General features: G+C 35.7%; 20 protein-coding genes. 7 read left to right on the top strand and 13 right to left on the bottom strand.

Annotated elements, in window-relative coordinates; genetic code table 11:
* Positions 1-85 precede the first annotated feature (85 nt).
* From FEZ13_RS13155 to FEZ13_RS13120, 8 genes are all read right to left on the bottom strand, one after another.
* Positions 86-1,093: a C39 family peptidase gene (locus FEZ13_RS13155; protein WP_146553070.1), complete on the bottom strand. Its 1,008-nt coding sequence runs from the start codon at positions 1,091-1,093 to the stop codon at positions 86-88.
* 33 nt (positions 1,094-1,126) lie between these two features.
* On the bottom strand, positions 1,127-2,953 hold the full coding sequence (gene asnB, locus FEZ13_RS13150) for an asparagine synthase (glutamine-hydrolyzing) (protein ID WP_146550041.1): 1,827 nt from the start codon (positions 2,951-2,953) through the stop codon (positions 1,127-1,129).
* Between the two features lie 137 nt (positions 2,954-3,090).
* Positions 3,091-3,243: a Fur-regulated basic protein FbpA gene (locus tag FEZ13_RS13145; protein ID WP_146550042.1), complete on the bottom strand. Its 153-nt coding sequence runs from the start codon at positions 3,241-3,243 to the stop codon at positions 3,091-3,093.
* A 51-nt stretch (positions 3,244-3,294) separates the two neighbouring features.
* Positions 3,295-3,900, bottom strand: a complete 606-nt coding sequence (locus FEZ13_RS13140) for a VanZ family protein (protein ID WP_255473169.1) — start codon at positions 3,898-3,900, stop codon at positions 3,295-3,297.
* A gap of 349 nt (positions 3,901-4,249) precedes the next feature.
* Positions 4,250-5,545, bottom strand: coding sequence for a methyl-accepting chemotaxis protein (locus FEZ13_RS13135; RefSeq protein WP_255473168.1), 1,296 nt, complete (start codon positions 5,543-5,545; stop codon positions 4,250-4,252).
* Positions 5,546-5,561: 16 nt separating this feature from the next.
* On the bottom strand, positions 5,562-5,975 hold the full coding sequence (locus FEZ13_RS20155; RefSeq protein WP_255473167.1) for a protoglobin domain-containing protein: 414 nt from the start codon (positions 5,973-5,975) through the stop codon (positions 5,562-5,564).
* Between the two features lie 738 nt (positions 5,976-6,713).
* The gene (locus tag FEZ13_RS13125) at positions 6,714-7,496 is read right to left on the bottom strand and encodes an alpha/beta fold hydrolase (protein WP_146553068.1); all 783 of its coding nucleotides are present in this window, start codon (positions 7,494-7,496) and stop codon (positions 6,714-6,716) included.
* A gap of 154 nt (positions 7,497-7,650) precedes the next feature.
* Entirely contained in the window at positions 7,651-8,121 is a 471-nt protein-coding gene (locus FEZ13_RS13120) for a YbaK/EbsC family protein (RefSeq protein ID WP_146553067.1), read from the bottom strand.
* 839 nt (positions 8,122-8,960) lie between these two features.
* Here FEZ13_RS13120 and cysK point away from each other — a divergent pair.
* Together cysK and FEZ13_RS13110 are read left to right on the top strand one after the other, a co-directional pair.
* Positions 8,961-9,884: a cysteine synthase A gene (gene cysK, locus FEZ13_RS13115; RefSeq protein ID WP_146553066.1), complete on the top strand. Its 924-nt coding sequence runs from the start codon at positions 8,961-8,963 to the stop codon at positions 9,882-9,884.
* 193 nt (positions 9,885-10,077) lie between these two features.
* Positions 10,078-10,521 (top strand): hypothetical protein, encoded by a 444-nt coding sequence (locus FEZ13_RS13110; RefSeq protein ID WP_146553065.1) that lies wholly within the window; start codon positions 10,078-10,080, stop codon positions 10,519-10,521.
* 131 nt (positions 10,522-10,652) lie between these two features.
* On the opposite strand, the gene FEZ13_RS13105 is transcribed toward FEZ13_RS13110, so the two are convergent.
* A complete protein-coding gene (locus FEZ13_RS13105; protein WP_146553064.1) occupies positions 10,653-11,822 on the bottom strand; it encodes an aminotransferase-like domain-containing protein in 1,170 nt (389 codons plus the stop codon).
* A gap of 569 nt (positions 11,823-12,391) precedes the next feature.
* Between FEZ13_RS13105 and FEZ13_RS13100 the strand changes: the two genes are divergently transcribed.
* From FEZ13_RS13100 to FEZ13_RS13090, 3 genes are all read left to right on the top strand, one after another.
* Positions 12,392-13,171 carry an amino acid ABC transporter substrate-binding protein gene (locus FEZ13_RS13100; protein WP_146553063.1) on the top strand — a complete coding sequence of 260 codons (780 nt, stop codon included), beginning with the start codon at positions 12,392-12,394 and terminating at the stop codon, positions 13,169-13,171.
* Positions 13,172-13,293: 122 nt separating this feature from the next.
* Positions 13,294-13,953 carry an amino acid ABC transporter permease gene (locus FEZ13_RS13095; protein WP_146553062.1) on the top strand — a complete coding sequence of 220 codons (660 nt, stop codon included), beginning with the start codon at positions 13,294-13,296 and terminating at the stop codon, positions 13,951-13,953.
* Positions 13,954-13,968: 15 nt separating this feature from the next.
* Positions 13,969-14,715: an amino acid ABC transporter ATP-binding protein gene (locus tag FEZ13_RS13090; protein WP_146553061.1), complete on the top strand. Its 747-nt coding sequence runs from the start codon at positions 13,969-13,971 to the stop codon at positions 14,713-14,715.
* A gap of 190 nt (positions 14,716-14,905) precedes the next feature.
* On the opposite strand, the gene FEZ13_RS13085 is transcribed toward FEZ13_RS13090, so the two are convergent.
* Together FEZ13_RS13085 and FEZ13_RS13080 are read right to left on the bottom strand one after the other, a co-directional pair.
* Complete coding sequence (locus tag FEZ13_RS13085) at positions 14,906-15,382, bottom strand: flavin reductase family protein (protein WP_146553060.1); 477 nt, start codon at positions 15,380-15,382, stop codon at positions 14,906-14,908.
* Positions 15,383-15,792: 410 nt separating this feature from the next.
* A complete protein-coding gene (locus tag FEZ13_RS13080; protein ID WP_146553059.1) occupies positions 15,793-16,242 on the bottom strand; it encodes a universal stress protein in 450 nt (149 codons plus the stop codon).
* Positions 16,243-16,491: 249 nt separating this feature from the next.
* Between FEZ13_RS13080 and FEZ13_RS13075 the strand changes: the two genes are divergently transcribed.
* Together FEZ13_RS13075 and FEZ13_RS13070 are read left to right on the top strand one after the other, a co-directional pair.
* Positions 16,492-19,947, top strand: coding sequence for a S8 family peptidase (locus tag FEZ13_RS13075; RefSeq protein WP_186725909.1), 3,456 nt, complete (start codon positions 16,492-16,494; stop codon positions 19,945-19,947).
* 664 nt (positions 19,948-20,611) lie between these two features.
* On the top strand, positions 20,612-22,285 hold the full coding sequence (locus tag FEZ13_RS13070) for a ribonuclease J (protein WP_146553057.1): 1,674 nt from the start codon (positions 20,612-20,614) through the stop codon (positions 22,283-22,285).
* A gap of 48 nt (positions 22,286-22,333) precedes the next feature.
* Here FEZ13_RS13070 and FEZ13_RS13065 read toward each other — a convergent pair whose 3' ends face one another.
* Positions 22,334-22,525: a cysteine-rich CWC family protein gene (locus FEZ13_RS13065; RefSeq protein ID WP_146553056.1), complete on the bottom strand. Its 192-nt coding sequence runs from the start codon at positions 22,523-22,525 to the stop codon at positions 22,334-22,336.
* A 662-nt stretch (positions 22,526-23,187) separates the two neighbouring features.
* Positions 23,188-26,181 (bottom strand): S8 family peptidase, encoded by a 2,994-nt coding sequence (locus tag FEZ13_RS13060; protein WP_146553055.1) that lies wholly within the window; start codon positions 26,179-26,181, stop codon positions 23,188-23,190.
* Positions 26,182-26,747: the final 566 nt, after the last annotated feature.

The following is a 26,747-nucleotide window of genomic DNA, read 5'->3' as shown; positions in this document are numbered from 1 at the left end:
AACTTTATAAACGAATAAACTCTTAGTTGATATAGCTTATTTTTATAAATTTTTGATTTATTTTAATCCAATGGCGATCGCTCATTTACTTTTCAATCGCAATTGCTTGCGAACCCATATCTTTATAGCTAGAGAAGAATTTTGTCGCATCATGTGCAACATAGCCATGCAATGGATCCATAACAATAACTTTACCATCTTCATATCCAGTGAGCACTACTACATGTAAATTGCGATACATTTTCGGTTTGCTATTGGTTTCCTCAATATACCAGCCTTCTTTTGTCTTTGGCTTTGAGAGATCTAGTGTTACCCACACCATCACAGGCATACCTTGCTGCACTGTTTCTATTATTTTTTTTTGACTAGCACCTGTAAGATTGGTCACTTTTAAGTTTGTTTTATAATCTTTTGCTACTTTTCTTGCGGCTTTTGTAATTACTGGTGCAAAAACATATGTCCCCGTCAATTCATTGCTAGGATCGCCTGCATACGCTTTATTCGGATCTGGACCGGTTCGTTTTCCGTCCTTTTCAATAATTGCTTTTGTGGGTAAATACTTCTTTGCCATCTTCATCTTTGAAAGATTTAAGCCATAATAGTTAAAGGAGGCTGTCATTGCAGTTATTTCACAGCCATGAGGAAGTTGTGGATTTTGCAAAACGACAGGCACTTCAATCCTCTGATTTTCCTTTTGATAGTACGTTTCAAGTACTATATATGAAGTATCTTTTTGTACCTTTACTATTTTCGCCACACCACTTGAATTATTACTCATTGGGCTCGAATCACTCACGGATGATGGTACAAATAAATAACGTTTTCCCACTTCTAATCCTGCCAATGTCACTTGTCCCTCAGAATCACTGATAGCCGTCGTAACCAGTTGATCTGTATCCATATCTCTTACGGTAACTTTCATATCAGGAATAGGTTCTCTGCTTCCAAATGCAACAATCAGCACTTTTATCCCCTCGTCCATATCCTCATCTTTTGCTGGCAGTATATTTGTACAACCACTTGCAATACTGGCAAAAAGCATTACAAAGCAAAAGAGGAGTAAATGCCAAGGCCATTTACTTCTCTTCAACATGTCGACAATCCCCTTTTTAAGCTAAAGGAATCATTAGCCGAAATATTTTTTGTACCATACTAAGAACATGTAAATTGTCCATACCTTACGTTGGTTTTTCGCTTTACCTTCGTAGTGATCTGTTAATAGTTTAACAATAGCTTGTTGATCAAAGAATTGTGCGGCTTCAGCTGATTCAAATGTTTCTTTAATTTGATTGAAGTATTTATCTTCTTTTAACCAAAGACGAATAGGTACTGGGAATCCGATTTTTTTACGATGCGCCCATTCATCTGGTAATGCACGTTGAGATGCTTGACGGAATGCATATTTTGTATCGATTTCATTAACTCGATAGTGAGAAGGTACTTTAGAAGCCACTTTCATCACTTCACGATCAAGGAATGGTACACGCAGTTCAATGGAATGAGCCATACTCATTTTGTCTGCTTTCAACAGGATATCATCCACTAACCATAGGTTTAAGTCTAAAATTTGTTTTTTAGTTAAATCATCTTCACCAGCTGCTTTTTTGTATATCGGCATCACAATATCTGCCACAGATGGTGCATGATTATATTCATCCGTTAAGATCGCAGATGCTTCTTGTTCTTCAAATATATGTGCTTGTCCGATAAATGTTTGTTCAACTGGGAGACCACCACGCATCAAGAAGTGTTTTCCACGCATTTCAGGAAGTGTTTTTGCTATTTCTGCAATTGGGCGACGAATGAATTGTGGTACTTTTTTATATTTACGCATAGCAGGAAGTTCATCATACTCCGCATAGCCGCCGAATAATTCATCAGCACCTTCACCAGAAAGAACGACTTTTACATGTTTACTAGCAAGCTCTGATAAGAAATACAATGGGACGATAGATGGATTGGAATGAGGTTCATCCATCATATACTGAATCTCATCTAATTTGTTGAAGCATACTTCAGGATCTAGCACTTCATTTACATTTTCGATCCCCAATTCTTTCGATAATTCTTTCGCATTATCAATTTCCGAAAAGTTTTGTGCACTAAAGCCGACTGAAAATGTTTTATCAGGTTTCAATACAGAAGCTACATAACTTGAGTCAACCCCAGAAGATAGGAATGAACCTACTTGAACGTCAGGGTCAGAGAATTCATGAGCTTTAATAGATTCACGAACAGTTGTATCGATTTCTTCTACAATTTCATCGAGTGAACGTTCTTCAGGATTGAATCTTGGTTCCCAATAACGAGTAATTTCTAATTTTCCATCTTCATAGGTTAAATAATGGGCTGCTGGTAATTTAAATACGCCTTTAAAGAACGTTTCCTTCAACACTGGAAATTGGAAAGTTAAATATGGTTTTAATGCTTTTTCATTTAATACTTTATCGAAATGTGGGTGTGGTAAAAAGCTTTTAATTTCTGAGCCAAAGAATAATGTACCATTCATATGTGCATAGTAGAATGGCTTAATACCAAACATATCACGCGCAGCAAATAAGCGTTTTCTGTTACGATCCCAAATAACAAACGCGAACATGCCACGTAATTTTTGTACTAATTTTGTACCGTATTCTTCATAACCATGAAGTAATATTTCACTATCTGTATCTGTTTTAAAAATATGACCTGCTGCAAGAAGGTCTTTTCTGATTTCTTTAAAATTATAAATTTCACCGTTAAAGATCAATACTAATGATTGATCTTCGTTATAAAGAGGTTGGCTACCATTTGCCAAGTCAATAATACTTAGACGACGGAAGCCTAGAGCTGCAAGACCATCTGTAAACTTTCCAGCTGAATCTGGTCCACGGTGAATGATTTGGTTCATCATATTTTCTAACACCAAGTCCGGGTTTGAAACTTCACCGATAAATCCTGTAAATCCACACATATATTTTATTCTCCTATCTCTATTTCATCTATTCCACTACACGTATGAGAATACCTATCATGGCACTCGATATCTTTTGATTATACTCTTTTTTACTTGACTTATCTTAAAACATATCGCCACAGTATAGCAATCTGTTAATTTGTATGCCTTTTATATTCCTTTATCAATTCTTCTAATGGAACCTGATAAAGTTGTTTGCCGTTTATTTTGAATATACCTAGATTCATTAGATGTTGAATAACATGATCTTTTTTTCTTTCTTCAGCAGTTACCTTCTGGTTGTTCATTGCATCCCCTTCTTACCTTACTGCTTAATGCTATTTTCCTCAATACATCATCTAAGGGAATACTTTAAACTTTTCTTTCAATTTAGGTATTCGTTTTACTAGATGCTTGTAGACAACAAAACCGATAACGGCTCCTAATGTGTTTAGCCATAAATCATCTACATCTGTACTTCGAAATTGAGGAAGTTGCATTGTCTCGATAAACAAAGACAATCCCAGCCCAGTAAATAATACAAAGAAGAACTTCTCCATCTTACGCCATAATAGCGGTAGTAAAAAACCAATTGGCATAAAGATTGCGATGTTACCGAGAAAGTTAATGAAAAACGGTTGCCATAAGTTTAGATAGTGTATGGCATTGTAAACATCCGTAAAAACACGAAACAATCGAAAATTAATACCCAGTGAATCTAAATGATGAAGTCTCATGCCTGCATACTGAAGACTTACACCGTTTTTGGGGACAATCGTTTCATAAAACAGACCAATCAAATAGACCCAAAACGCCATAATCCCAACTTCATGCCAACGATTATTTAGACCGACATCTCGTTTTTTCCGAGATTTAAAGCGCAAATACACAACAAATGGAATTGCAATAATCATTACAATCATCATATCGAGTGTATATTGAAGTATATAGGACAACTTCGTCACTCATTTCTTCTTTCTACATAACAGGACAAATTATATAACAATAAGTTGCAAAAAAACATTAAATTTCTTTTACAATCTTCTTTTATAACTGTGTTATCTAACTTCTACGATACCATATTCCATCCGACTACGTATCAAAACTATTTTACCTTTTCTTCAAAATTCATCCTAGAATATTCATCGATTTCTTTTAAAAAATAAGATGGAGTTCCAGCAGTAAGAAACTTCCCACGCAAACAAAAGAAACTTAAAATTTGAACATCAACGATAATATAAAAGAGCAATTTCATGTTTGTTTCTTCACATGAAGCTGCTCTTTATAAACAAACGGTTCTATTTACTGAGAAATCTAGTGTAAATATGGCTCTTTGGATGCAATAATAATTTCTTTTAATTTTGTTAACTTTTCAATGACAATGTTTGAATACTTTTCAACATCAACTAAATATTCTTCTGCTAACTCTGCATTTCCGTCATTGTAAGCCTGCACTGCTTTTTTGGCTATTTCATGAACCTGTGCATGTGGTTCCTCTAATTCTTTAAATACAGGTTCATCACCAAGTAACTTTTTACCCTCTCCATAATACCATTTTCCAAGGCGGGATTCTTTGTATGATGCCACATCGTCAACTGTCATTTTCTCAAAGCCTAATAATAAATTATAAATACGCCATCTCCATAAAAGATGATCCGTGATCGTTAAAGAAATAATATCTTCCTGACTGATGATGAAGTTTTTGGAAATCGTCTTTACACGGTATTCATTAATCATTTTGCTTAAATTATATATGGCTTGTCCTGTGTTATTTGAAATTTCTTTACTTTTTTTCGCATTCTCTGCAATATTATAATTCTTAGCTGTTACCTCATTAGCAGCGACTTCTTGTTGCTGTGAAGCAGCAGCGATTTGTTCGATGCTAGCTCCTTGATGCTGTAAATTTTCATTTATTGCAGATAAAGTTGACGTAATTTCAGCTGTATCCTTTACGCCTTTTTGTAAATCTTCAGCAGTCTGAGTTGTATGTGTACTAATGTTTTTGGTGATCTCCAAAAGTTGTTGAATATCCTCATGAATCGATTGTACAGATGATTTGGTATTATCGGCTAATTTTCTGACTTCCTCTGCTACAACCGCAAAACCTTTGCCAGCTTCTCCAGCACGAGCTGCCTCTATTGATGCGTTTAACGCTAATAAATTGGTTTGTTCCGCAATGCCTTGTATAAACTTAACTAATTGTGCGACATTATTGACTCTGCTTACTAATTCATTGACATTTGTTTTCACATTCTTATGCTCATGATTGGTTTCCTTCAAGGTTCCATTGACTTGTTGCAAAGATTGAATTCCTTTGCTTAAATCTTCCAATGAAGTTTGAGTATCACTGGATATACTGAGTATTGAAGCAGAAATTTCTTCGATATTTGCATTTAACTGTTCCATCGAGCCATTGGCTGAAATAACATCTTGTTTGTTCTGTTCTTCAAATTGAATCAATTTTTTCATCTGATCTAGTTGTGTATTATATGCGATAATCCCCCCTAAACCATTAATAATGGAGCCAGCTTGTATTTCAACATATGTTTCAATAATAATTTGTTGATCGATACTGACAAGAGATTCATAAGCAAGAAGTACATCTAGCATTTTAAATCGGTCATGCTTATATTTTTCTGCAATCAATGGAATAATAGGCTGAAATCATCCAATCAGGCAGTACCCCTATTTTGGTATGAGCATAAGCTATTTTTCTACGAGCAAATATATATTGTAAATCTAATTTAGCCTCAAATAAGCTCTTAAAATAACCGTCAAAGGTTCTTTTTAAACGATCTACATTTGAATGTTTCTCAATAATTTCTCTAAATTTATCATATGACAACAAATGGCTATAGAAAGTATCTAAGATTTCTTCACTATGTGCTTCATATAAATCTCGTAAGTGCTGGACAGAAGCCCGATTAGTAGAAGATAATGCAAGAAAATCCAACTTCATTTGAAAGCGTTCATTTACACTAATATCAGATTCCAATTGTTCTGCAGAATATTGATAATGTTTTTTTGGTTTAACAAACATAACTACTTACTCTCCTCATATAATTAGAATTATTTATGGTATATCTTTATATTGTTAATAATTACTAAAAAAATTATTAAATTCCAAAATAAATTAAAAACGTTCGCATCCGTTTACCTCGCTCTTTTATGTTTTACTTTTACATACATTTTCTGCATAAATAAAATTGCATACAGTAAAAAAGTCATGAATCCTGAAAAATAAATAGAATCTTGTAATCATTATAATACACAAATAGGTATTTACACACATTTTCATTTCAACCTTTTACACTTCGAATATAGTGTTAACATCTGAAAATTATAAAAAAAGTCAATTATACACTATATATTTTATTTTTTTGCAAATAAAAAAAGATCTTGCAGAACAAGATCCTTCTTTTATATTGATAGTCATCGTTATCGTACTATAAATAGTAGTGCAGGTACAAAAGATAAAGTAAAAAATAATGCATACCAACATGAAACCCTCTTCAATGAGAAGGAAATTCTTTTTTTCTCAGCGTAAAATGCATCGAAGAAAATTGCGCAAACCATTGGAATGCTCATACACGCAATAGCAATTAAAAATATATCAGTATAATTCATCTGGCATCCCCCTTATGAATCTGTTTTTAATTGTGACAACTTTATGACATTATGATACAACTTGTGGACACAATTTGTCAACAATTTGTTCATATTTTAGACACATTTATTTCGATCGTTATATTGCAAGGGGGTTATCTACTTTTGAAGCCTAGGATGTAAAATCAATCAATGCCTCATTAAACTTCTTACGTTCTTCCCAGAAAGATCCGTGTCCACTATATTGAAATGGCATAAGTGTTGATCCTGCTATTTTATTATTTAAAATTTCTGCTTGTGAAAATGGGATCACTTTATCATGTACACCATGTACAATCAAAGTAGGAACAGATATCGTATGGAGTCCCGTTTCAATTTTTTCATCTCGAAGCGTTTTAATGATTGCTGCAGTAGACCAACTTGCGGCTTGCAATCCCATTTGAAAGAACCAATCAGAAAAGGGTTTCGTAATATATTGGAAAAAGAACGTATCTACCACATCTCTTATCATATTAGGGCGATCATTATAGGTCTCTGTTAATAATCTTCTTGCCGTTTCTGCTGTAAAACCCGTCGGTGCAGCAGCAGCAATAAGAATAAGTTTAGAAACTCCATATCCTTCATATCTTGTCATGTAACGGAGAGCTATAGCTCCTCCTGTGGAATGTCCAACTAAAATAATATTGTTCAGATGAAGCGTAGAAATCACTGTAGCAATATCATCTGCCAATCGATCATAGTTATATCCATCCATTGGCTTATCTGATTGACCAAATCCTCTCCAGTCAATTCCTATACAGCGATACCCCGCTGCTGGAAGGACGTTAAACTGATATTCAAATTGCTGGTGATTTAACGGCCATCCATGTAAAAACAAAATGGTCTTTTCTCCGGTTGGGTTAATATCCTCCACATATAGTCTGACGTCTTTTTCAACCGCTACATAATACCCCAATTTATGTCACCATCCTTCGACTATCTCCTTCATAAAATATTCATATAAGATACGTATGGTGAATTCACTTCATAGCATTTTAAAAAGCAAAAAGAGTTATCCTTTATTTTAGGATAACTCTTTTTGTTCAAGCTTCTTCATCTACATCATTATACTATTGCCAACCTTTACATACGTTCACCCATTCCTGAGCATTCGAATAAATATACACTTCTTCACAGCTAAGTTCAATTGCACTATTGCTACTGCCGCATGCAGGAAATACTGTTTCAAATCGTTTAAGTGATTCATCTAAAAAAACAGGAATATTTTCTGGTATTCCAAATGGACAAACGCCTCCAATTGCATGACCTACTTGGTTTAATACTTCATCTGGCGACAGCATTCTTGCTTTTATACCAAATTTATGCTTGAATTTTGCATTATCTATTTTTGCATCCCCTGCCGCCACTATTAAGATACAGCCTTGATCTCTTTTAAAAGCAAGCGTTTTTGCAATGCGCTCTGGTTTTACTCCTAATGCGTTTGCAGCGAGTTCAACTGTTGCGCTTGAAGCATCATATTCCAATATTTTATGATCCAATCCGTATTTTTTGAAATGTTCTTTTACTAATTCGATTGCCATTTTATCCACCCCATGAACTAATATAATAGCTACCTACATATTAATAATAGATTATTCGAAATACATGACGTTCTGAATACCCAAAACTACAAATAAGCTTCGTTAAATCGACACCGCACAAGGAAAATATATCTTCTTCTTGTTATTTTTATAAATCATAGCCATTATATAGGAATTATTAGTCTAATTATATATTCTTCTTATCAATTGTCAAACACTCATTCCTATTAAATCTTAACATAAAGTAAAACTTCTCTCAGTGAGGCTTACTTTATCTCACATTGTGCGTTAGTTAAACCAATTGATCTTATACTATCCGTTGCTTCTCACTTATTTTCCTTTTAAATGGAGGAAACAGTTTAATGTTATTTGATTTATTTTAACAGTCGTTTATAATAAAATAATGTAAACCAACTATTCTTATATAGTATAACAGGTGTGTTGATTAGGAAAAAATCAGAATAACTATATGAGTATAAATGAGAAAAATTCCTCATTGTAAACTCCAATCTATATAGATCTTCGCTGCGGCTTGCTCGACTCCTCGAAAATGCATGCGCATTTCCTTCGTGCGGTGTGGATTCAGGAAGTCAATTCAATGTCCCGCGGGAAAAGCGAGACAGCTGAGACCCTGCACGAGCGCAGCGATTGAAGGAACGGAATTGTAGTGCGCCACGTCCTGTGGCAACAATTCCGTGACCAACATCCTGTTGCCCCCAGCGCTCGCCCGCAGGAAAGCGAGCAAGTCGTAGCGGAAATCAGCAAATACTCTATATTTTTATAGATAAGTATAGTTTATTTATATAGACATTTCTCTTCTAAACGAAAGGGTGACACAATTGAAATATTATAATTCAATCATTGAATTGATCGGTAAAACACCTATCGTAAAATTAAATAAAATACCAGATGCGAACGGTGCAAATGTTTTTATTAAATTAGAGTCTTTTAACCCTGGTGGAAGTGTTAAAGACCGTGCAGCTTTAAACATGATCGTACAAGCGGAAAAAGAAGGAAAACTGATTCCGGGTAAAAGTACGATCATTGAACCAACATCAGGAAATACAGGTATTGGTCTTGCTATGGTTTGTGCTACAAGAGGCTATCGCTGCATTATTACAATGCCGGACAATGCCACAAAAGAACGTATTAAAATTATGAAAGCTTATGGAGCTGAGGTTCATCTAACACCTTCTGCCCTACGTATGCAAGGATCCATTGATGAAGCAAAACGAATTGCAGAAGACATTCCAAATCACTTTATTCCCATGCAATTCGAGAATCCAGCAAATGCCGACGCACACCGTGAAACAACAGCTGTAGAGATAATGGATACATTTGATGGTCAATTAGATGCATTCATATTAACAGCTGGAACTGGTGGTACTGTAACAGGTACAGGGGAAGAATTGAAAAAACGAATTCCTAATTTGAAAATTTATGTTGTTGAACCTGCTGGATCTCCAGTGCTATCTGGTGGTAAACCTGGACCACACAAAATCCCAGGGACAGGTCCGGGATTTATCCCTAAAATTTTAAACCGACAAATTTATGATGATATTCTCCACATTGAAGATGAAGATGCACAAGTCATGGCACGACGTCTTGCCGCTGAAGAGGGGATCTTTGTTGGAGCTTCAGGTGCTGCTTCTGCTTATATGGCCATCCAAGTAGCAAAGAATCTTCCATCATCTGCAAACGTTCTATGCTTAGCACCAGATACTGGAGAACGCTATTTATCCTCTGACTTATTCCCAGAATAAAGTGAAACTTCGCAAAGCAGGGGGATTCCTGCTTTATGTGAGTCGAACCTGATCAGGTCATTTTTATTGTAATCTTGCAACAGAGGATTATGATGAATGCCGAAAAAAGAACCTAGTTCCATTCATAATGGCTAGGTTCTTTTATTATTTCAAAAATATCGTGAAAATCAAAAAATCTAAACGAAGTTTTCAAGTGGCAGCTCGAGTGGCAACCGTTGCATTATTGATATTTGGAAGCTATGAAATATACTCTACAAATTTTTTAATGCACCTAGAAGGAGTTTCCAAAATATTCAATCCATCTTCTAATATGGAGGGAAAAGGTTTTAATACTGGAGAAAGACATGATTCTGCGCACGAAGGTTTTGCTGAATCTGGAAAACCGGATCTTCCCGCCGGAGGTGATTTCGGAGACAATGGAAAACCGTCACTGAGTAATGATGTTGAAAATGGAGATAGATCAGCATCCCTAAAGAGGAACTTTCATGGAGGAAAAGGCCAATTTGAAAGCGCAAGTGCATTAGGAGTAATCATCAAGTATTTCGCTATTATGTCTGTTTTTATCATATTCATTTATTATATTGAAAAGTCTATACTACATATGAAGCGAAGACAAAACATACAAGGTAGTATGTAAACAATTCAGGCTTAATCTCTATCAAATGGCTTAGAAAATGAAAAAGTGTGAATGGGTGCTTTGCTCACCAACATTCACACTTTTTAGCTTTGCCATTCCTATTATGAAAAAACTCTGGAAAAATCTCTTTTTTACAGTACCGCTGCCAATCTTTTAATTCCTTCTTCAATTGTTGCGGGTTCTGAGTTTGTATAATTTAAGCGCAATGTACTGGCACCTTTAACATTTGTATAGAATGGATCTCCTGGGACAAATGCTACTTTGTTTTCGATCGCACGTTTAAAGACTTCTACGGATGAAACACCTTCCCCTAGATCAGCCCATAAAAACATTCCGCCCTCTGGTTTTGTGAATGTAACATGTGCTGGTAAATACTTTTCCATAGCAGCAATCATGGCGTTACATTGTTTCTTATATAAGTCTGTAATTTGGCTAATATGTTTTTCATAATCATTATGAACTAGATAATCATAAATAGCATATTGAGAAATGACATTTGTGTGCAAATCTGATGATTGTTTCGCAGCAATCAAGTGCCCCATCAATTCTTTATTGGTCGTACATAAATAACCGACACGCATACCTGGTGATAATGTTTTCGAAAATGAACCAAATAGTACACTATTATCTAATTTACCGCCCGCGATATATGGCAATGATTCACCTGCAAAACGAAGTTCGCCATATGGATCATCTTCAATCAAGATCGTATTTGTCTTTTTGATGATTTCGTAAATAGCTTCACGTTTTTCTCTTGAATAGGTTAACCCCGTAGGATTTTGGAAATTAGGAACCATATATAATAACTTGACATCATCATTTTTTAATGTTTCTTCTAACTCTTCTAAATTTAAGCCATCATCTTCAAGGCTAACTGATAAGAAGTTCGGTTCATAAAGTGAGAAAGTTTGGATAGCAGCAAGATAACAGGGACTTTCTACAGCTACACGATCACCTTTATTGATCAACACTTTTCCCATCAAGTCTAGTCCTTGTTGAGAACCTGTTGTAATCAAAATATTATCTGCTGAAACATCTATATCGAATCTTTTTTTATATCGATCAGCAATCCATTGACGTAATGGCAAATATCCTTGAGTACCTGCATATTGGAATACTTTTTCACCTGATGTTTGTAATACTCGATCCATAGACTCCTGAAATTCAGTCACTGGGAAAGAAATTGGATTTGGCAACCCTCCTGCGAAAGAAATAATATCTTTTGCTTCAGTCAATCGCATAATTTCCGCAATAAATGAGCTATCTGTTTTTAACATTCGATCAGAAAAAATTTGTACCATAATCCATTCTCCTTCTTTGCTACACTCTTTATATTTTTATATTATATCAAATCACAAAACATTGGAAATTGTCAATATTTTTAAGAAAATTTAAGTAGATTAACGCTTGTACTGTTTATTCCATTTTATCACGAAAGTAGCTATCGTTGGCTTGTTGATATACATTTTGTATACAAAAGAAAAATCGTCAACAGATTTCCGCTACGACTTGCTTTTCTTTCTAAACTAGCACACCCAGTAAATTACCGCCATTCCTTTAATCATAGCTTTTTCCCGTAGAAGTTTACACAGATTTTCATCCTGGTTTTTTCTTAACGAACACATCACCTGAAAGAAAAAAATTTTTCCTGCTCATTGCTTTTCAGACAATCCATGAGCTTATCGACAATTAATACAGTCGAGAGAGGAAGATTTTCTACTATTTATATAGGAATCAATATATCAAAAAAGTTATTGTTTTTTGCTATTGAAAAATGTTATAATTTATTAGCTTGATAATATATTAACGCATTAGCAAACTAAAGTGAAATGAAAAACTTAATAATAAGAACAAGGTGGTTTTCTAAAGTATGAAACGTTTTGCAATTATGACAATGTTCGTCGTTGCTATTTTTAGTATTATGACCGGATGTTCATCTGATAAATCTGCTTCAAAAGATGACAAAACGTTAGTAATCGGTGTTGATGATGAATTTGCCCCAATGGGATTCCGTGATAAGGATAACAACATCGTTGGTTTTGACATTGACTATGCAAAAGCAGCCGCTAAAGAAATGGGCTACAAAGTAAAAATTCAACCAATCGAATGGAAAACAAAAGAGTCTGAGTTGAGCAGTGGTCGAATTGATTTGATCTGGAACGGCTACACAATTACAGACGAACGTAAGAAAAAAGTTGATTTTACAAAGCCATATTTAAAGAATGCTCAAGTTGTCGTTACACTTGCAGATTCCAAAATCGCTAAGTTAGATGATTTAAAAGGAAAAGTTGTTGGTTTACAAGCTCAATCTTCAGCAGCTGATGCTTTAAATGCAAGTTCTATTAAATCAAAACTAAAAAATGTCAGTGAATACTCTGATAATGTAATGGCACTAAATGATTTAAAGAATGGTCGTACTGACGCAGTCGTTATTGATGAGGTTGTTATTGACTACTATATGTCAAAAGAAAAAGACACATTCAAAATTCTTGATGAATCACTTGCTCCTGAAGAATATGGTGTTGGTGTGAAAAAAGGCAACGATGAATTATTAAACAAGTTACAAAAAGCGCTTGATAAAATGAATGAAAACGGCACAGCCGCTGAGATTTCTAAAAAATGGTTTGGCGAAAATAAAGTATTAAAGTAAAATGTATATGGGCAAAATCGGGTTTCCTTTTTTGGAAACCTGTTTTGTTTTTAACATGCATATTGGAATCGTTCCTATTCCGGTAATAGTGAGCAACGAATTTCATTAGGAGGAGCACTTGTATGAGCTTAGATTATTTCACGTCGATCCTGAAGCCGATGCTCCAAGGATCTCAAATGACGATACTACTATTTTTTATCTCCATCGTGTTATCTATACCTCTTGGTTTTTTGTTAACATTGGCGGTAAACAGTAGATTTAAACCACTATCCTGGCTGGCACAAGCCTATATCTATATAATGCGAGGTACGCCACTTTTACTTCAATTATTGATTATTTGCTTTGGGCTACCTATGATTCCGGGCATTGGCCAATACTTAGTATTAGACCGTTTTACTGCAGCATGTATCGGCTTCATCTTTAACTATGCTGCCTATTTTGCTGAAATCTTCCGTGGTGGTTTGTTAGCGATCGATAAAGGACAATATGAAGCAGCACAAGTACTCGGATTAAACAAATTTCAAACGACTACCCGTATCATTTTGCCTCAGATGTTCCGAATCGCTATTCCAGCTTTAGCAAACGAATCAGTGACACTTGTAAAAGACACTGCACTACTATATGCCGTGGCTGTCCCTGAATTATTACACTATGCAGAAACCGCTGTAAATCGTGATTTTACGATCTTTCCATTCTTCGTTGCAGGTGCCATCTATTTGATCATGACACTTGTCCTTACGCTCATTTTTAAATGGATTGAACGCCGATTTACATTTGAATAGAGAGGAGTGGTCGATATGGCTATCATTGAAGTTTCCAAACTAAAAAAATCATTCGGTAATCTAGATGTGTTAAAGCAAATTACCTTTGATGTCAATAAAAATGATGTTGTAGCGGTTATTGGACCCTCTGGATCTGGTAAAAGCACAATGCTTAGAAGTCTTGTTCATCTTGAAAAAATTGATGGAGGAAGTATCGTGGTTGCCGGTGATAATCTTGTGAAAAATGGCGTCTATTCAAAACCACAAGAAATCAGACGAGTTACTTCTAGAATGGGCATGGTATTTCAGCATTTTAATCTATTCCCGCATTTAACGGTGAAAGACAATCTCGAAATGGCTCCTCGACTTGTCAAAAAAGAATCCGCTAAAGATCTTAGTAGTCGTAGCATGGTACTATTAGAAAAAGTCGGACTTGCTGACAAGGCTTCTGCATATCCTGCAAATCTTTCAGGTGGTCAAAAACAACGTGTGGCAATAGCTAGAGCGCTTATGATGAATCCAGACATTATGTTATTCGACGAACCTACTTCAGCACTTGACCCTGAGTTAACTGGTGAAGTGCTTCAGGTGATGAAAGATTTAGCAGAAGAACATATGACCATGATTGTGGTTACGCATGAAATGGGATTTGCAAGAGAAGTGGCTAATCGTGTCCTTTTTATGGACAATGGGGAAATTCTTGAATCTGGCACACCGCAAGAATTGTTTGATCATCCCAAATTCGATCGTACGAAAGCCTTTCTTAAACGTAGCTTAAAATAGTGTGGTTCGAAGTTGTTTTATCAGATGCAGGAAATGAAATTCCCCCAGCGGGAATTTCATACTTTAGAGAAATAAGGTATTTATGAAATAGTAAAAAAGTACAGCAGGATTTTCTCCTAATGTACTTTTTTACTTTTAGCAATGCATGATTATCGTTAAAGCCATTCAATTACGTTGCTAGAAATTTTTATTAGCCCCCATAATAGAAGCCTGTTTCTTTCATAGCTAATGGTTCACCCTCGCGATTAACACCTGCATTGATGACTTCACCTATATAGATAAAATGATCTCCCTTTTCTATTTTATCGACTACCTTACATTCAAAATATCTAAGAGCCTCTTTGAAAATCGGACAGCCTGTTTCTTCTGTAGAAAATTCAAAACCTGCCATTTTATTGTCTTCTGTTTCAAATGATTTAAAGAATGCCATAACCATATCTTTTTGACCTGACTCTAAAACATTCACACTAAATACACCGCTGCTCGCAATTTGTTGTTGTGAACGCGTACCTGCCTTTGCTGCTAAAGCTACCAATGGTGGTTCGAAGGAGGTTTGTGTTAAAAAGTTTCCAACAAAAGCATTTAAACCACTTTCATCCTTTGTACCGACAAGATATAATCCATAAGTGATTCCTCGTAATGCACTCTTTTTCAATTTTGCATCCATCCATTACTTCCCCCTCATTATTGAAATATTCTTGAAATAACCATTTTTTACGTATCCTATTATACATCAAATTTTCTCTATAGCTAAAGTACTTGCAATAACTTTTGACTAAGATAACCAAGTTTTTTTATAAAGCGAAGCTTCCATCAGTGAAGGTTTTCTTCATCCCCTACTAAACTAGAGGAAGTCAGGTGAAAAACGCCACATCCTATAGCAACATCTGAGTACCAACATCTTGTTAGTCTAAACCAATCGGGCGCATGCGGTAGTTGATTCCCCGCCTATCTTTCGCGTTTCTCTCTAAACCTTGAAGCGAGATAAAATAGGCTATCAGAAAGAAGTTTTCACTCTTTCTGATAGCCCTTCTTGCATAACTATTGGAAAGTTACAACCAAATTATACGCTTACGCTTATTTTTCTTCCTCAGGACGTACGACAAGTACATCACAATCTGCTGAACGGACGATACCTGTTGTAACACTACCGATTAAAAAGCGCTCAACTGCATTAAGACCTGTAGCACCACAAATGATTAAATCAGCTTTTACTTCCTTAGCAACATCTTTTGTAATGGCAGTTCTTGGAGAACCGTATTGTACAATAACATTAACATTTTCTAAGCCAGCGGTTTCTGCTTTTTTGTAGTTTTCTAATAAGTTTGTAGCAAATTCCTCAGCGCGTCTTTTTTCTTCTGTGAAATTATAAGCTTCAAGTGTTGAATAGACACGAGAATCAATGATATTTACCAAATGCAGCGTTGCATGATTTCTTTTTGCAATTTCTACACCTTTTTTGAATGCAGCTTCAGCTTCTTTTGAACCATCAATACCAACAATAATATTTTTATAATCGAGTGCCATAACTTCATACCTCCCTTTTTAATTAAATAAATTATAACATTTCTATAATATCCACAGGTACTAAATTTTTAAGATTTAATTTTTTTGTTGAAAATACACTCACTTTTGCAAAACTAGTAAAATAATATTAATAATATCCCAAAATACGCCTATCTTTTAAAAAACTAATAGATTATAATGGTATATATTAACATTACAGGAACTCTATATTTCTATAATCATATAGTTGTTCCATTTAGGAGGAATCTTGTGAAATCGATATCAAAAAAATTCGTAGCTGCTGGTTTAAGTTGTGCAATAGCGTTAACACCCATCAGTAGTTTTGCAGCAACCACTAAAACGGGTTCTGCTTCAACCGTACTTCAAAAACTTGGTCAACCCGAACAAAAGATCAACAAGAAAACGAATAATTATAGTGATGACACCATTATTCTCAAATATTCAAGTCCGTTGACCCAAAAAGAACACCAAAAAGCTGGAGGTACGGTTCTTCAACAAATCCCCAGTTTAAAATATATGGCGGTTAAAGTGAAAAATAAAAAAAAGCTGCAACAAGTCATTCAAAATTATCAAAAGAATAAAAAGGTTATTTCTGTCAGTTTAAGTCCTAAATATAAACTTTTTGGTACAACTGATCCTAAAATAAGTGAACAGTATATGCATAGTTTACTGAAAACATCAGATGCCCAAAAGCTTGCGGGAAAACATCAAGTAAAAGTCGCTGTTATTGATACAGGCCTTGATAAAAATCATCCTGAAATTAAGGGAAGCATCATCAAAAGTGAAAATATCATCAATCCTATGAATCCAACGACTGTTGATACCCACGGTACCCATGTCGCAGGTATTATCGCAGGAAAAAAAGATAATGGCATTGGTGGTTATGGATTAGACCCCGCCGCTAAGATTCTTTCTTTAGATATATTTGATGGCGGTGATTGGACATTCGATTATACAATCGCCAAGGCAATCCTTGAAGCTGTCGATCAAGGGGCAGATGTCATTAACATGAGTTTAGGAGGAGGCAACCCTTCCGAAATCTTAAAAGAAGCCATCGATAAAGCCATCAGCAAAGGTGTCGTAGTTGTTGCGGCCGCTGGAAATGAAGCCTCTGATGCAGATGTTTACCCCGCAAAGTTTGAGGGTGTTATCAGTGTAGGCTCTATCAACAAAGATAAAAAATTAAGTGATTATTCATCATATGGTTCTTCAACAGATTTAGTAGCACCTGGTGAAGATGTCTATTCTTCTTATTATGATTATCAAAAGGGATCTACTTTCACAAAAATAAGCGGAACATCTATGGCATCACCTGTTGTAGCCGGTACAGTAGCTTTATTATTATCAAAATATCCAAACCTAAAGCCTGCAGAAGTTGAATATGTTCTTGAAAAAACAGCAACAGATCTAGGTGGAAAAGGGTTTGACAATAAGTATGGAAATGGATTAGTCAATCCAGTAGCGGCACTTAAATTCAATGTAAAAAAGATTCCTTCACTCGTAACAGAGAATTGGGATGAAACGACAATCTTAAATAATGCAGAACAAATTACAGCTCCAGCAGAGATCAAGTATAACTTTACCAAACCATCCGAACAAAAATGGGTAAAACTTCATGTGGAGAAAGGACAATACATTCAAGCTTCTTTAACTGGCGCTTCACAGTATGACTACAAATTGAATATCCAATTTTTTGGTGACAATCAACAACAAAAAACGGAAATCAATGATGTAACCGAAGGAAAAGCTGAGGCAAAACTAATCCAAGCACCATTTAGCGGAACAGTTGCAATCGGTATAAAAGATGTCAATGGTAGCTACGATGATTCAAGTGCCAAACAAGCACATGCTACACTAAAAGTAGAGAAACTAGATCAACTACCCCAAGACGAATCGACACTTGAAGAACCTATTCAAATTGAAAGTTTGCCATATAACAAAGAGGATCTCTATATGACAGGTGTAGAAGGTGATGAAGACTACTTCCACTTCACATCAAAAGAAGCACAATTTATGCAATTCAGCACGACTGGAATCCCAGGAGTAGACGTAGGACTTGCTGTCTATGAAAAAGAACAGCTTTTCCCACCAGCAACTGATGAAGATGGTAATCCTCTTCCTACTGATGAATCTTCAGAGATTCCTTCAGAAGAAGCAGCACCATTAAATTCAAGTAATATCAATGGCATCGGTGCAGGTGAAGAGGTATCATTCCAAACAGAGCCGAACAAAGAGTATTATGTAAAAGTTTCTAACAGTCTTTCTTTTTTAGATATTGATATTTCTCAACTACTCGGTAATTTTAATTTGGATCAAGAACCTGCTCAATCTGCTATTCCGTATAGCGTAAAACTCGTTGGAAAGACGATTCCAGAAGATGAAGACAATTATAGCGCGGACTTTTCAGAAGAGGACGATTCAGTATCCGTTGTCAATGCTGGTAATCGAACAATTATTTCCATCGTGCTAGGAGGAGTAGAAGATGAGTCTGAGTTTATTGACCAACTAGAATCTAATGCACTTCCTTATACACTAGGAGGCTCTACACAAGGATATCTTCAAAATACAGAAGATGAAGATTGGTTCAAATTAAATCCAACTGATAGCGGTATATATAAATTTGAATTACCGATTCCAGCAAAAAATATTCCTTATGCTTCGATTTATGAAGTCGTCACTGAAAAAGATGAAGACGGAAAAGAATTCAAGTATCTGTCAACAGTTGCAACAAATGAAGATTGGGATTCTTGGGAAGATTGGATCAAAAATAATTTTACGGCTAGCTTAGAAGCGGATAAGACTTATTTTATGTCGATTGCGCCAAATTCTGAAACATCTCAAATTCCATATGACGGCTATCAAATAACTTCAAAATTGTTGGTCAATAATCCTAGTGATCAATATGAAAATAATAATGAACCAGAGAAAGCGAAAAACTTCCCTACAAATGGTGTAACGGCAAACTTTGCTACGACAAATGATGTAGATACTTATTATTTCACTGCATCAAAAAGCGCTGTGTATGGTGTTAAATTCTCAAGAGCAACATTAACATCGTCATTGAAAGCCAAATATCCGAAAGAATTATTGGCACCCTATTATGGCTATGTTGAAATCTCAGAAGATGTCAATAAAAATCACAAGCTCGATGAACAAGATATGGATCGCACATCCTATATTTTAAATGTCACTGAAGATGGTACAACTACTGGTTCATTTGAAGCGAAAAAGGGCAAATCTTATTTTGTCACAACATATGCCGAAATCGATTCAATGGCAGGACTAACGCTGTGGCCATATCAATTAAAAATCAATGCTGTCAATCAATCAGATGAAGATGCGAAATCTAAAATAACAAAAAACAAGCCATCTAAACCATTAAAATTAAAGAAGAATAGCAGCAAATCATACTCTGCTACTGGCTTCTTCAATGCTGGATATGAAAATGGGGATTCTGATTGGTATATTTATAAATCCTCAAAAACAAATCAGGCAACCCTTACACTGGATGCAGGAAAAGAAATAGATGGGGTTATCGAAGTATATCGTAATAGCAAAAAAGTGGCGGCATCTGATATTTACGCACAGGGTGATAAAGAAATTCTAAATTTGAAGCTGACAAAGGGAACCTATTATGTGAAGGTTCGCGATCAAAAAGGACGCGCCTCCATCGATCCTTATAAACTATCTTTAAAACTTAAATAAGAAAAATCAACTAGGGGCATACGTGTTGATTTTGCAAAAAAATAGGGGTGTCTGTTTGGTGTAATTTTTGAAAAGCCCTGTATTTTTAAGACCATTTATATAGATCTTCGCTGCGGCTTGCTCGAGTCCTCGATTAGGCTTGCGCATTTCCTTCGTGCGGTGTCGATTCGACGAAGTAAATTCAATGTCCCGCGGGAAAAGCGAATAGATAAGACCCCGCAGCGCAAGCGATTAAGGAACGGAGTTGTAGTGCGCCACGTCCTGTGGCAACGACTCCGTGATCAACATCCTGTTACCCCTGGCATTCGTCCGCATGAGTCGTGCAAGTCTTCGCTGCAATCAACAAATCTCCCTATTTTTATGGATTAAATTAGATAGTCAACACGCCTGAACTAGGGGATGAAAATCAGTTCGATTTTCATCCCCTATTTTTTATGAGCCTCCAACATTCTCAGTTAGGAAATCATGAGTCATTGCTATTTTTTATATTTTATCGCAACGCTCTAAATTTGAAATACAGTCATAACGTAGAGTGATTTCTAACAGTTTTCGTATAGGACTAAGAATAGCTAGCTATACTAAAAAATAATTGAGTATTCAACAAAACTCACAGTATTTCAAAACCCACTACTGAAATAGAAATGGAAAGTTGGAGGAATGGCTGTTGGCTACGAAAAAAAATGTGTTATCTATTTATGCCTTAGGCGGGATAAACGAAATCGGCAAAAATATGTATGCTATTCAATATGCAGATAATATCGTCCTTGTCGATTGTGGAGGAAAATTTCCAGATGAGAATTTATTGGGAATCGATTTGATTATCCCCGATATTACTTATTTACTTGAAAACAAAGAAAAAGTTCGTGCTCTTGTCGTTACACACGGTCACGAAGATCATATCGGCGGTATTCCTTATTTTCTAAAGAAATTAAATATACCTATCTATGCAACTCGTTTTACTTTAGGTTTGATCGAGATCAAATTAAAAGAACATAAAATTTTTAGGGAAACAGAACTTATACAGATTGATTCTGAATCGAAACTAGATCTTGGCAATATTTTCGTTACTTTTTTTAAAACAAGCCATAGTATTCCAGATTGTCTCGGTATCGTTTTTCATACGCCAGAAGGAGTTATTGTGCATACAGGGGATTTCAAATTTGATTTAACACCTGTTAATGACCAGATTTCCGATATTCATAAAATGGCTGAAATTGGGACAAACGGTGTTTTAGCACTGATTTCTGAAAGTACTAATGCAGAACGTCCTGGTTCAACACCATCAGAGCGAAAAGTTGGAAAACATATCGAAGAAGCTTTTTTAGGGGCGCAGCAAAAAATCATTATTTCTACTTTTGCATCAAATGTTAATCGTATTCAACAAATCGTGGAAGCAACCAAAATGACCAATCGTAAGCTTGCATTACTGGGCCGTAGTATGGTCAATGTCGTTTCTGTAGCCATCGAAAATGGTTATTTAAACGTTCCACCTGGGATGCTGATAGACGCACGTAAAGTCATGAGCCTTCCTTCAGAAGAAGTCGTCGTCCTGTGCACAGGTAGCCAAGGCGAACCTCTTGCTGCTCTATCCCGCATGTCTAACTCAGATAATCGAGATGTACAAATACTACCTGATGACACTGTTATTTTATCTGCCTCCCCTATACCAGGAAATGAAAAAGACGTCTCACGTGTTGTAGATCACTTATTTCAACTCGGTGCTAAAGTGATTTATGGTTCTTCAAGTATTACGGGGATGCATGTTTCAGGACATGGCTACCAAGAAGATTTAAAACTTATGATTACACTGATGAAACCAAAATACTTTATCCCGATCCACGGTGAATTCAGAATGCTTTACCTTCATCGTGAGCTAGCCGAATCAGTTGGAGTAGAAAGAGAAAATACATTCATCATCAAAAATGGGGATGTTGTCGATATTGAAGATGGCGAAGCCAAACAAACACGCAAAATCCCTGCTGGTGATACGTATGTAGATAGTATCGATATCGGGGAAGTCGGAGAAATTGTGTTGCGTGATAGAAAACAGCTTGCAGAAGATGGTATGCTCGTCATTGTATTAACAATCAGCAAAGCAGATGGTACGATCATTTCTGAACCTGATTCGATTTCACGCGGCTTTGTCTATGCAAAAGACTTTGAAAATTTACTTCGAAATGTTAACCGTTTAGTAGTCACAACTGTGCAGGACATTCAGGAAGGTGAAGCAAAACAATGGAATGTTGTTAAAAGGAAAGTCAAAAAAGCAGTTGGTCAATATCTATTTGCTCAAACTAAGAGAAAGCCGATGATTCTACCGATTATCATTGAAATCTAAATTTCAAACATTGCTATCTACTGCGGTATAAGCGATTTTTGATTCTTTTTATTTTTCCCGATACTTCTCAACACAATTTTGACAAATGCAATGTTTTCCCTTTAGATGTTGAGGAACTAATTCCAGAATCTCTTTAGGAATTTTTGCTGTCATACACCAACAATGATTTTCTTCTCCTGTACCTGCCATGCAATGATTTTCTTGCCCACAAAGTGGACAATGCTTTTCATCATGCTGCATAGTTTCATCTCCTTTAAATCTGATTTTGGGGACATGCTCTGGCTGACATTTTATCTATGAATATAATTATACACTTTTATTAATGGTTAACTGAGTTAAATACACCGTTTGCTCGTTATCCAACTGAATTCACCTAAAAATGGTGCTATCCACGGGAAATATCGTTCAATCCATGGGAAATACTGTTTTATCCACGGAATTCATGCCCCTATCCACGGAACTTTCCTTCCAATCCACGCAAAAATGAATTGTATCCACGAACAAGAATTCTTAAGTCCTACGAAAGCATGGATTATGCCAAATATATGCGGCGGACAGACTTTTTCGGGCTTAAATTGTTCCAAATTTAATTTATATTGTAAAATATTGAGCAAAACTGCATCTAATAAAACTTAAATCGTATGAGTGGTTGGCACTTTTTAAAAGTATAAAGTGAAAAGCCTCCCTAAATAATTTTTTAATCCCCTGCTAAACATTAGTTGAATTAATCAGACTTATACTGGCAGTTGATTGTCTCAATTCCCCTCTGTTGTTACTTGAATTATAAAGAGGTGGATTTTCACTGCGAACGAAATATCGTACAGACAACAAAACCTTGAACAAAGCCATATGTAAATGACTAATATTCAAGGTTCTGTATGTGATATTAGAAAATACTTATATTATTTCTTTACAGTGATTTTTCTTGCTTTACTTGTATTTCCAGCTTTATCTTTTGCTGCTACATAAACAACTGTGCCAGCTTTTTGTCTTTTAATTTTTACCGAAAAGTTTCCTTTACTTGTTGCTTTGCTTTTCCCAATCGTTCTGCCTTTCGCTCTTACTGTTACAGTAGCATATTTCTCTGTTTTTCCTTTAACAATTGTTGAATGACTTGTTACTTTATACACTTTTGGTGTGGATGGTGCAATTTTATCTTTTACAGTAATTTTGACAATTTTGCTTGTTCGTTTAGCCGAATCAACAGCTGTGATATAAAGTTTCGTTCCAGCCTTTTGTTTTTTGATTTTAATCTTAAATTGGCCTTTGCTATTTACTTTACCTTGTCCAATCACTTTTTTAGATGCATTTTTGATCACTACTGTGAGTTTAGATTTTGCAGTACCTGTTACATATGTTGTTCTGTTGCTAATCGTTTTAACTTTAGGAGCTGCCGGTGATAAATCTTTTCCTACATAAAGCGTAAGTGTTGATTTTGCAACACCGGTTGATCCTGTTATAGTTACTTGGAGTTTTTGGTTTTTCTTCTGTGCAGGAATTTTAGCAGAGAATGTTCCTTTAGAAGATGTTGTTGCTTTTCCAATCACCTTTTTGTCTTTTTTTACTTCGATTTTTGAACCTTTAACAGCCGTTCCTGAAACTGTTGTTTTCTTTTCAATGATTGGATTGACCTTCACTTTTAGATCAATAGCACTGTATGCACTATATGCATTTAATCGCCCATAACCTGAAACAAGATCACTGCCAATAGGAAGATCCAATTCTTCTGGATCCATGCCACTAAGTCCACTGCCGATTAAATCAAGTATGCTACCACTTTCACCATCATTGTCTAGTTCTTTAAATGCGACATTATCGGCACTTTCATGTAAAAGAGCTCTAATATCTGCTACCTTCAATTTTGAATTGGTTGATAAAAGTAATCCCGCTACAGCTGTGACATGTGGAGCTGCCATGGATGTACCGCTCATATAGGTGACATTACCATTTGGTACAAGGCTTGGAATATCCGTACCTGGTGCGACTAAATCTAATTTTTCACCATAGTTCGAGTAGTTAGAAACAATATCTAATGGATTGGTTGCCCCAACAGAGATCACATATCTTGATGATGCAGGATAAGAAATACCATACTGACCATCATTTCCACTTGCCGCAATAACGACAACATTTTTAGAAGCTGCATATTGCAATGCATATTCTAATGTGCGACTGTAATCTCCGCCCAAACTTAAGTTAATCACTTTAGCGCCATGATTAACTGCATATAGGATACCTTTAGCAATTTGTTCTGTATCACCTGAACCTTCTGCATCTAGTACTTTGACAGGCATAATTTTAGCATGCTGATCGATACCTTCTATAGAATAGCCATTATTCGCTTGTGCTGTAATAATACCTGAAACATGTGTGCCATGCCCATTGTCGTCTATAGGTGGTAAATCTTTATCTATATAGTTTTTACCAATATCTGTACGAACATGATTTTTCAAATCCGCCAGCGTATAATCAACCCCTGTATCAACTACAGCAATCAATGTGTCTTGAATTTTTTTATTGCTTATCAATTGTTGAAGCTTTTCATTGCCAATGTCCGCATTCTTTTTTCCTTCATCTGCGCCGAGATTTTTTAATGACCATTGATAAGATGATTGAATATCATTGGATAAGGCATGATAAGTTCTCACAGGTTCGACGTATTCAACTTCAGGAAGCTTTTCGACTTGTGCAACTGTTGCTTTAAATGCTTTTGCCTGTGCGTTAGCACTCATTCCTGAATTTTGATCATTATTCAAATTAACAACATACATATTATCGAAAATTTCATCATTTTGATCTGTAGATGATAGTGTAGATAAAGTATTATTGCCATTTATCTTAGATTGTACAGATTTTAATGTTTTACCATCTTTTAGTTTAAGAATATACTTGCCACCTGTAGTATATTCAGGAAGTTCAGTAATTGCCTTACTAGCAACACCTACTAATCTTTCGCCCGCAAGGTTGGAAGAAAGCCCTACTTTCTTTGCCAAACTATCCATTTGTGTTTTTAATTTAGAGGGTACAGCACCATTTACAATCTGAAATAGTTCATCAATTGCCTTTGCTTCTTCCTTACTAATAACGGCTGAGCTACTTCCACCGTTTTTGTTTAACTCTGTAATTAGTGGTTGAATCGTAACTAAATCATTATAAAGATCTTGTTTTACATCTTTGTTGAAAGCCATCTTTGCTACGATAAATGGTGCTGCTTTATAATACAAAGATGACAATTCTCTGCCTTCTTTTGTTTTTGAAAGCACTCCATCACGGAAAAGACGGATCTCTTTTAGCATTTCTTTGGCACTTTTTGTACCATTTACGCTATATTCGACAGGACATGTGGAACCTGTTGTTTCCCCTACAGACGGAGGAAGTTTTACAGATTCTTCTTGAAGCGTGTAGCTAGCAGGTCCTAAGTCAATATCCTCCACCGGCTGCGTTTCTGTATATTCAGATGAATCTTCATCTGAATAATCCACCATGCCGTTGTATTCTACTTTTATGTAGTAAGAGCCTTCCCAAGCATATGGAAACTGAATAGTAGCTGCTTCACCAGGTATTGTTCCTGTAGTATATTGTTCGAATGTTTCATCTGCTTGTGCTTTTTCTTTGCTAGAATACACAGAGACATTGACAACTTGATCACTATTGACGGTCAATTTCATATGAGAATATTTTGAAAGCTGATCTTGTGTTGGAGTCAGCTTATACCAATGAATGCCCGGGGAATCGAATGTTCCATCCATCACATTCCCTTCTGTAATAGTGACTGCTTCATCGATTGATGTCGCTGAAACGGCGTCTGCATGATATTTCTCTGGTATTGTAAATCCAAAGATCAATGCAAAAATAAGCAACCATACTGCTATTTTACTTGTTTTTTGAATTTTCACTTAATAACCTCCTATTATTTTTTCAGGAAAATACTACCTAACTTATCATATCTATAATTCTTAGATACTTCAAAGTAATCTTACCATTATGCTACAATTTAAACTATTTTCCTAAAGAAAATCATAGCTATCTAATAAAATTTACGGGTCATTTTCTTTTTCCTCTACAACATACGTCCTAAAAATGGAAAGGTTTCGCTATTTTCTAATAGTATCAAGTTTATCGCTTCTATTATTAGTATTCAGGTATGTACTTTACTAAAGTAAAACTAATATCAAGCGTGTTGATTATCCAATTTTCCCCACAAAATATAGTGTATTCGCTGATTTCCGCTCCGGCTTACTCGCTTTCCTGCGGGCGAACGCTGGGGGCAACAGGATGTTGGTCACGGAATCGTTGCCACAGGACGTGGCGTTCTTAGATTCCGTTCCTTCAATCGCTACGCTGCGGGGTCTCATCTATTCGCTCTTCCCGCGGGAGTCGAGCAAGCCGCAGCGAAGATCTACATAGCTGGAGATAAAATACATGTTTTTATAGAATTATGCTAAATTTGTCACCTATTTTT

This window comes from Rummeliibacillus sp. SL167, assembly GCF_007896505.1.
GTDB lineage: Bacteria > Bacillota > Bacilli > Bacillales_A > Planococcaceae > Rummeliibacillus > Rummeliibacillus suwonensis.
This window is presented reverse-complemented; position numbering and strand designations above follow the sequence as displayed.

Excerpts from the sequence above, each read along its gene's own strand:
- FEZ13_RS13135 (WP_255473168.1), bottom strand. The coding sequence starts at position 5,545 with ATGCTAGATGTACTTCTTGCTTATGAATCTCTTGTCAGTATCGATCAA.
- FEZ13_RS13120 (WP_146553067.1), bottom strand. The coding sequence starts at position 8,121 with ATGGCAATCGAATTAGTAAAAGAACATTTCAAAAAATACGGATTGGAT.
- asnB (WP_146550041.1), bottom strand. The coding sequence starts at position 2,953 with ATGTGTGGATTTACAGGATTTATCGGTGAAGTTTCAAACCCGGACTTG.
- FEZ13_RS13100 (WP_146553063.1), top strand. The coding sequence starts at position 12,392 with ATGAAACGTTTTGCAATTATGACAATGTTCGTCGTTGCTATTTTTAGT.
- FEZ13_RS13105 (WP_146553064.1), bottom strand. The coding sequence starts at position 11,822 with ATGGTACAAATTTTTTCTGATCGAATGTTAAAAACAGATAGCTCATTT.
- FEZ13_RS13065 (WP_146553056.1), bottom strand. The coding sequence starts at position 22,525 with ATGCAGCATGATGAAAAGCATTGTCCACTTTGTGGGCAAGAAAATCAT.
- FEZ13_RS13155 (WP_146553070.1), bottom strand. The coding sequence starts at position 1,093 with ATGTTGAAGAGAAGTAAATGGCCTTGGCATTTACTCCTCTTTTGCTTT.
- FEZ13_RS13080 (WP_146553059.1), bottom strand. The coding sequence starts at position 16,242 with ATGGCACTCGATTATAAAAATATTATTGTTGGTATTGATGGTTCAAAA.
- FEZ13_RS13095 (WP_146553062.1), top strand. The coding sequence starts at position 13,294 with ATGAGCTTAGATTATTTCACGTCGATCCTGAAGCCGATGCTCCAAGGA.
- FEZ13_RS13145 (WP_146550042.1), bottom strand. The coding sequence starts at position 3,243 with ATGAACAACCAGAAGGTAACTGCTGAAGAAAGAAAAAAAGATCATGTT.
- FEZ13_RS13090 (WP_146553061.1), top strand. The coding sequence starts at position 13,969 with ATGGCTATCATTGAAGTTTCCAAACTAAAAAAATCATTCGGTAATCTA.
- FEZ13_RS20155 (WP_255473167.1), bottom strand. The coding sequence starts at position 5,975 with ATGTTTGTTAAACCAAAAAAACATTATCAATATTCTGCAGAACAATTG.
- FEZ13_RS13085 (WP_146553060.1), bottom strand. The coding sequence starts at position 15,382 with ATGGATGCAAAATTGAAAAAGAGTGCATTACGAGGAATCACTTATGGA.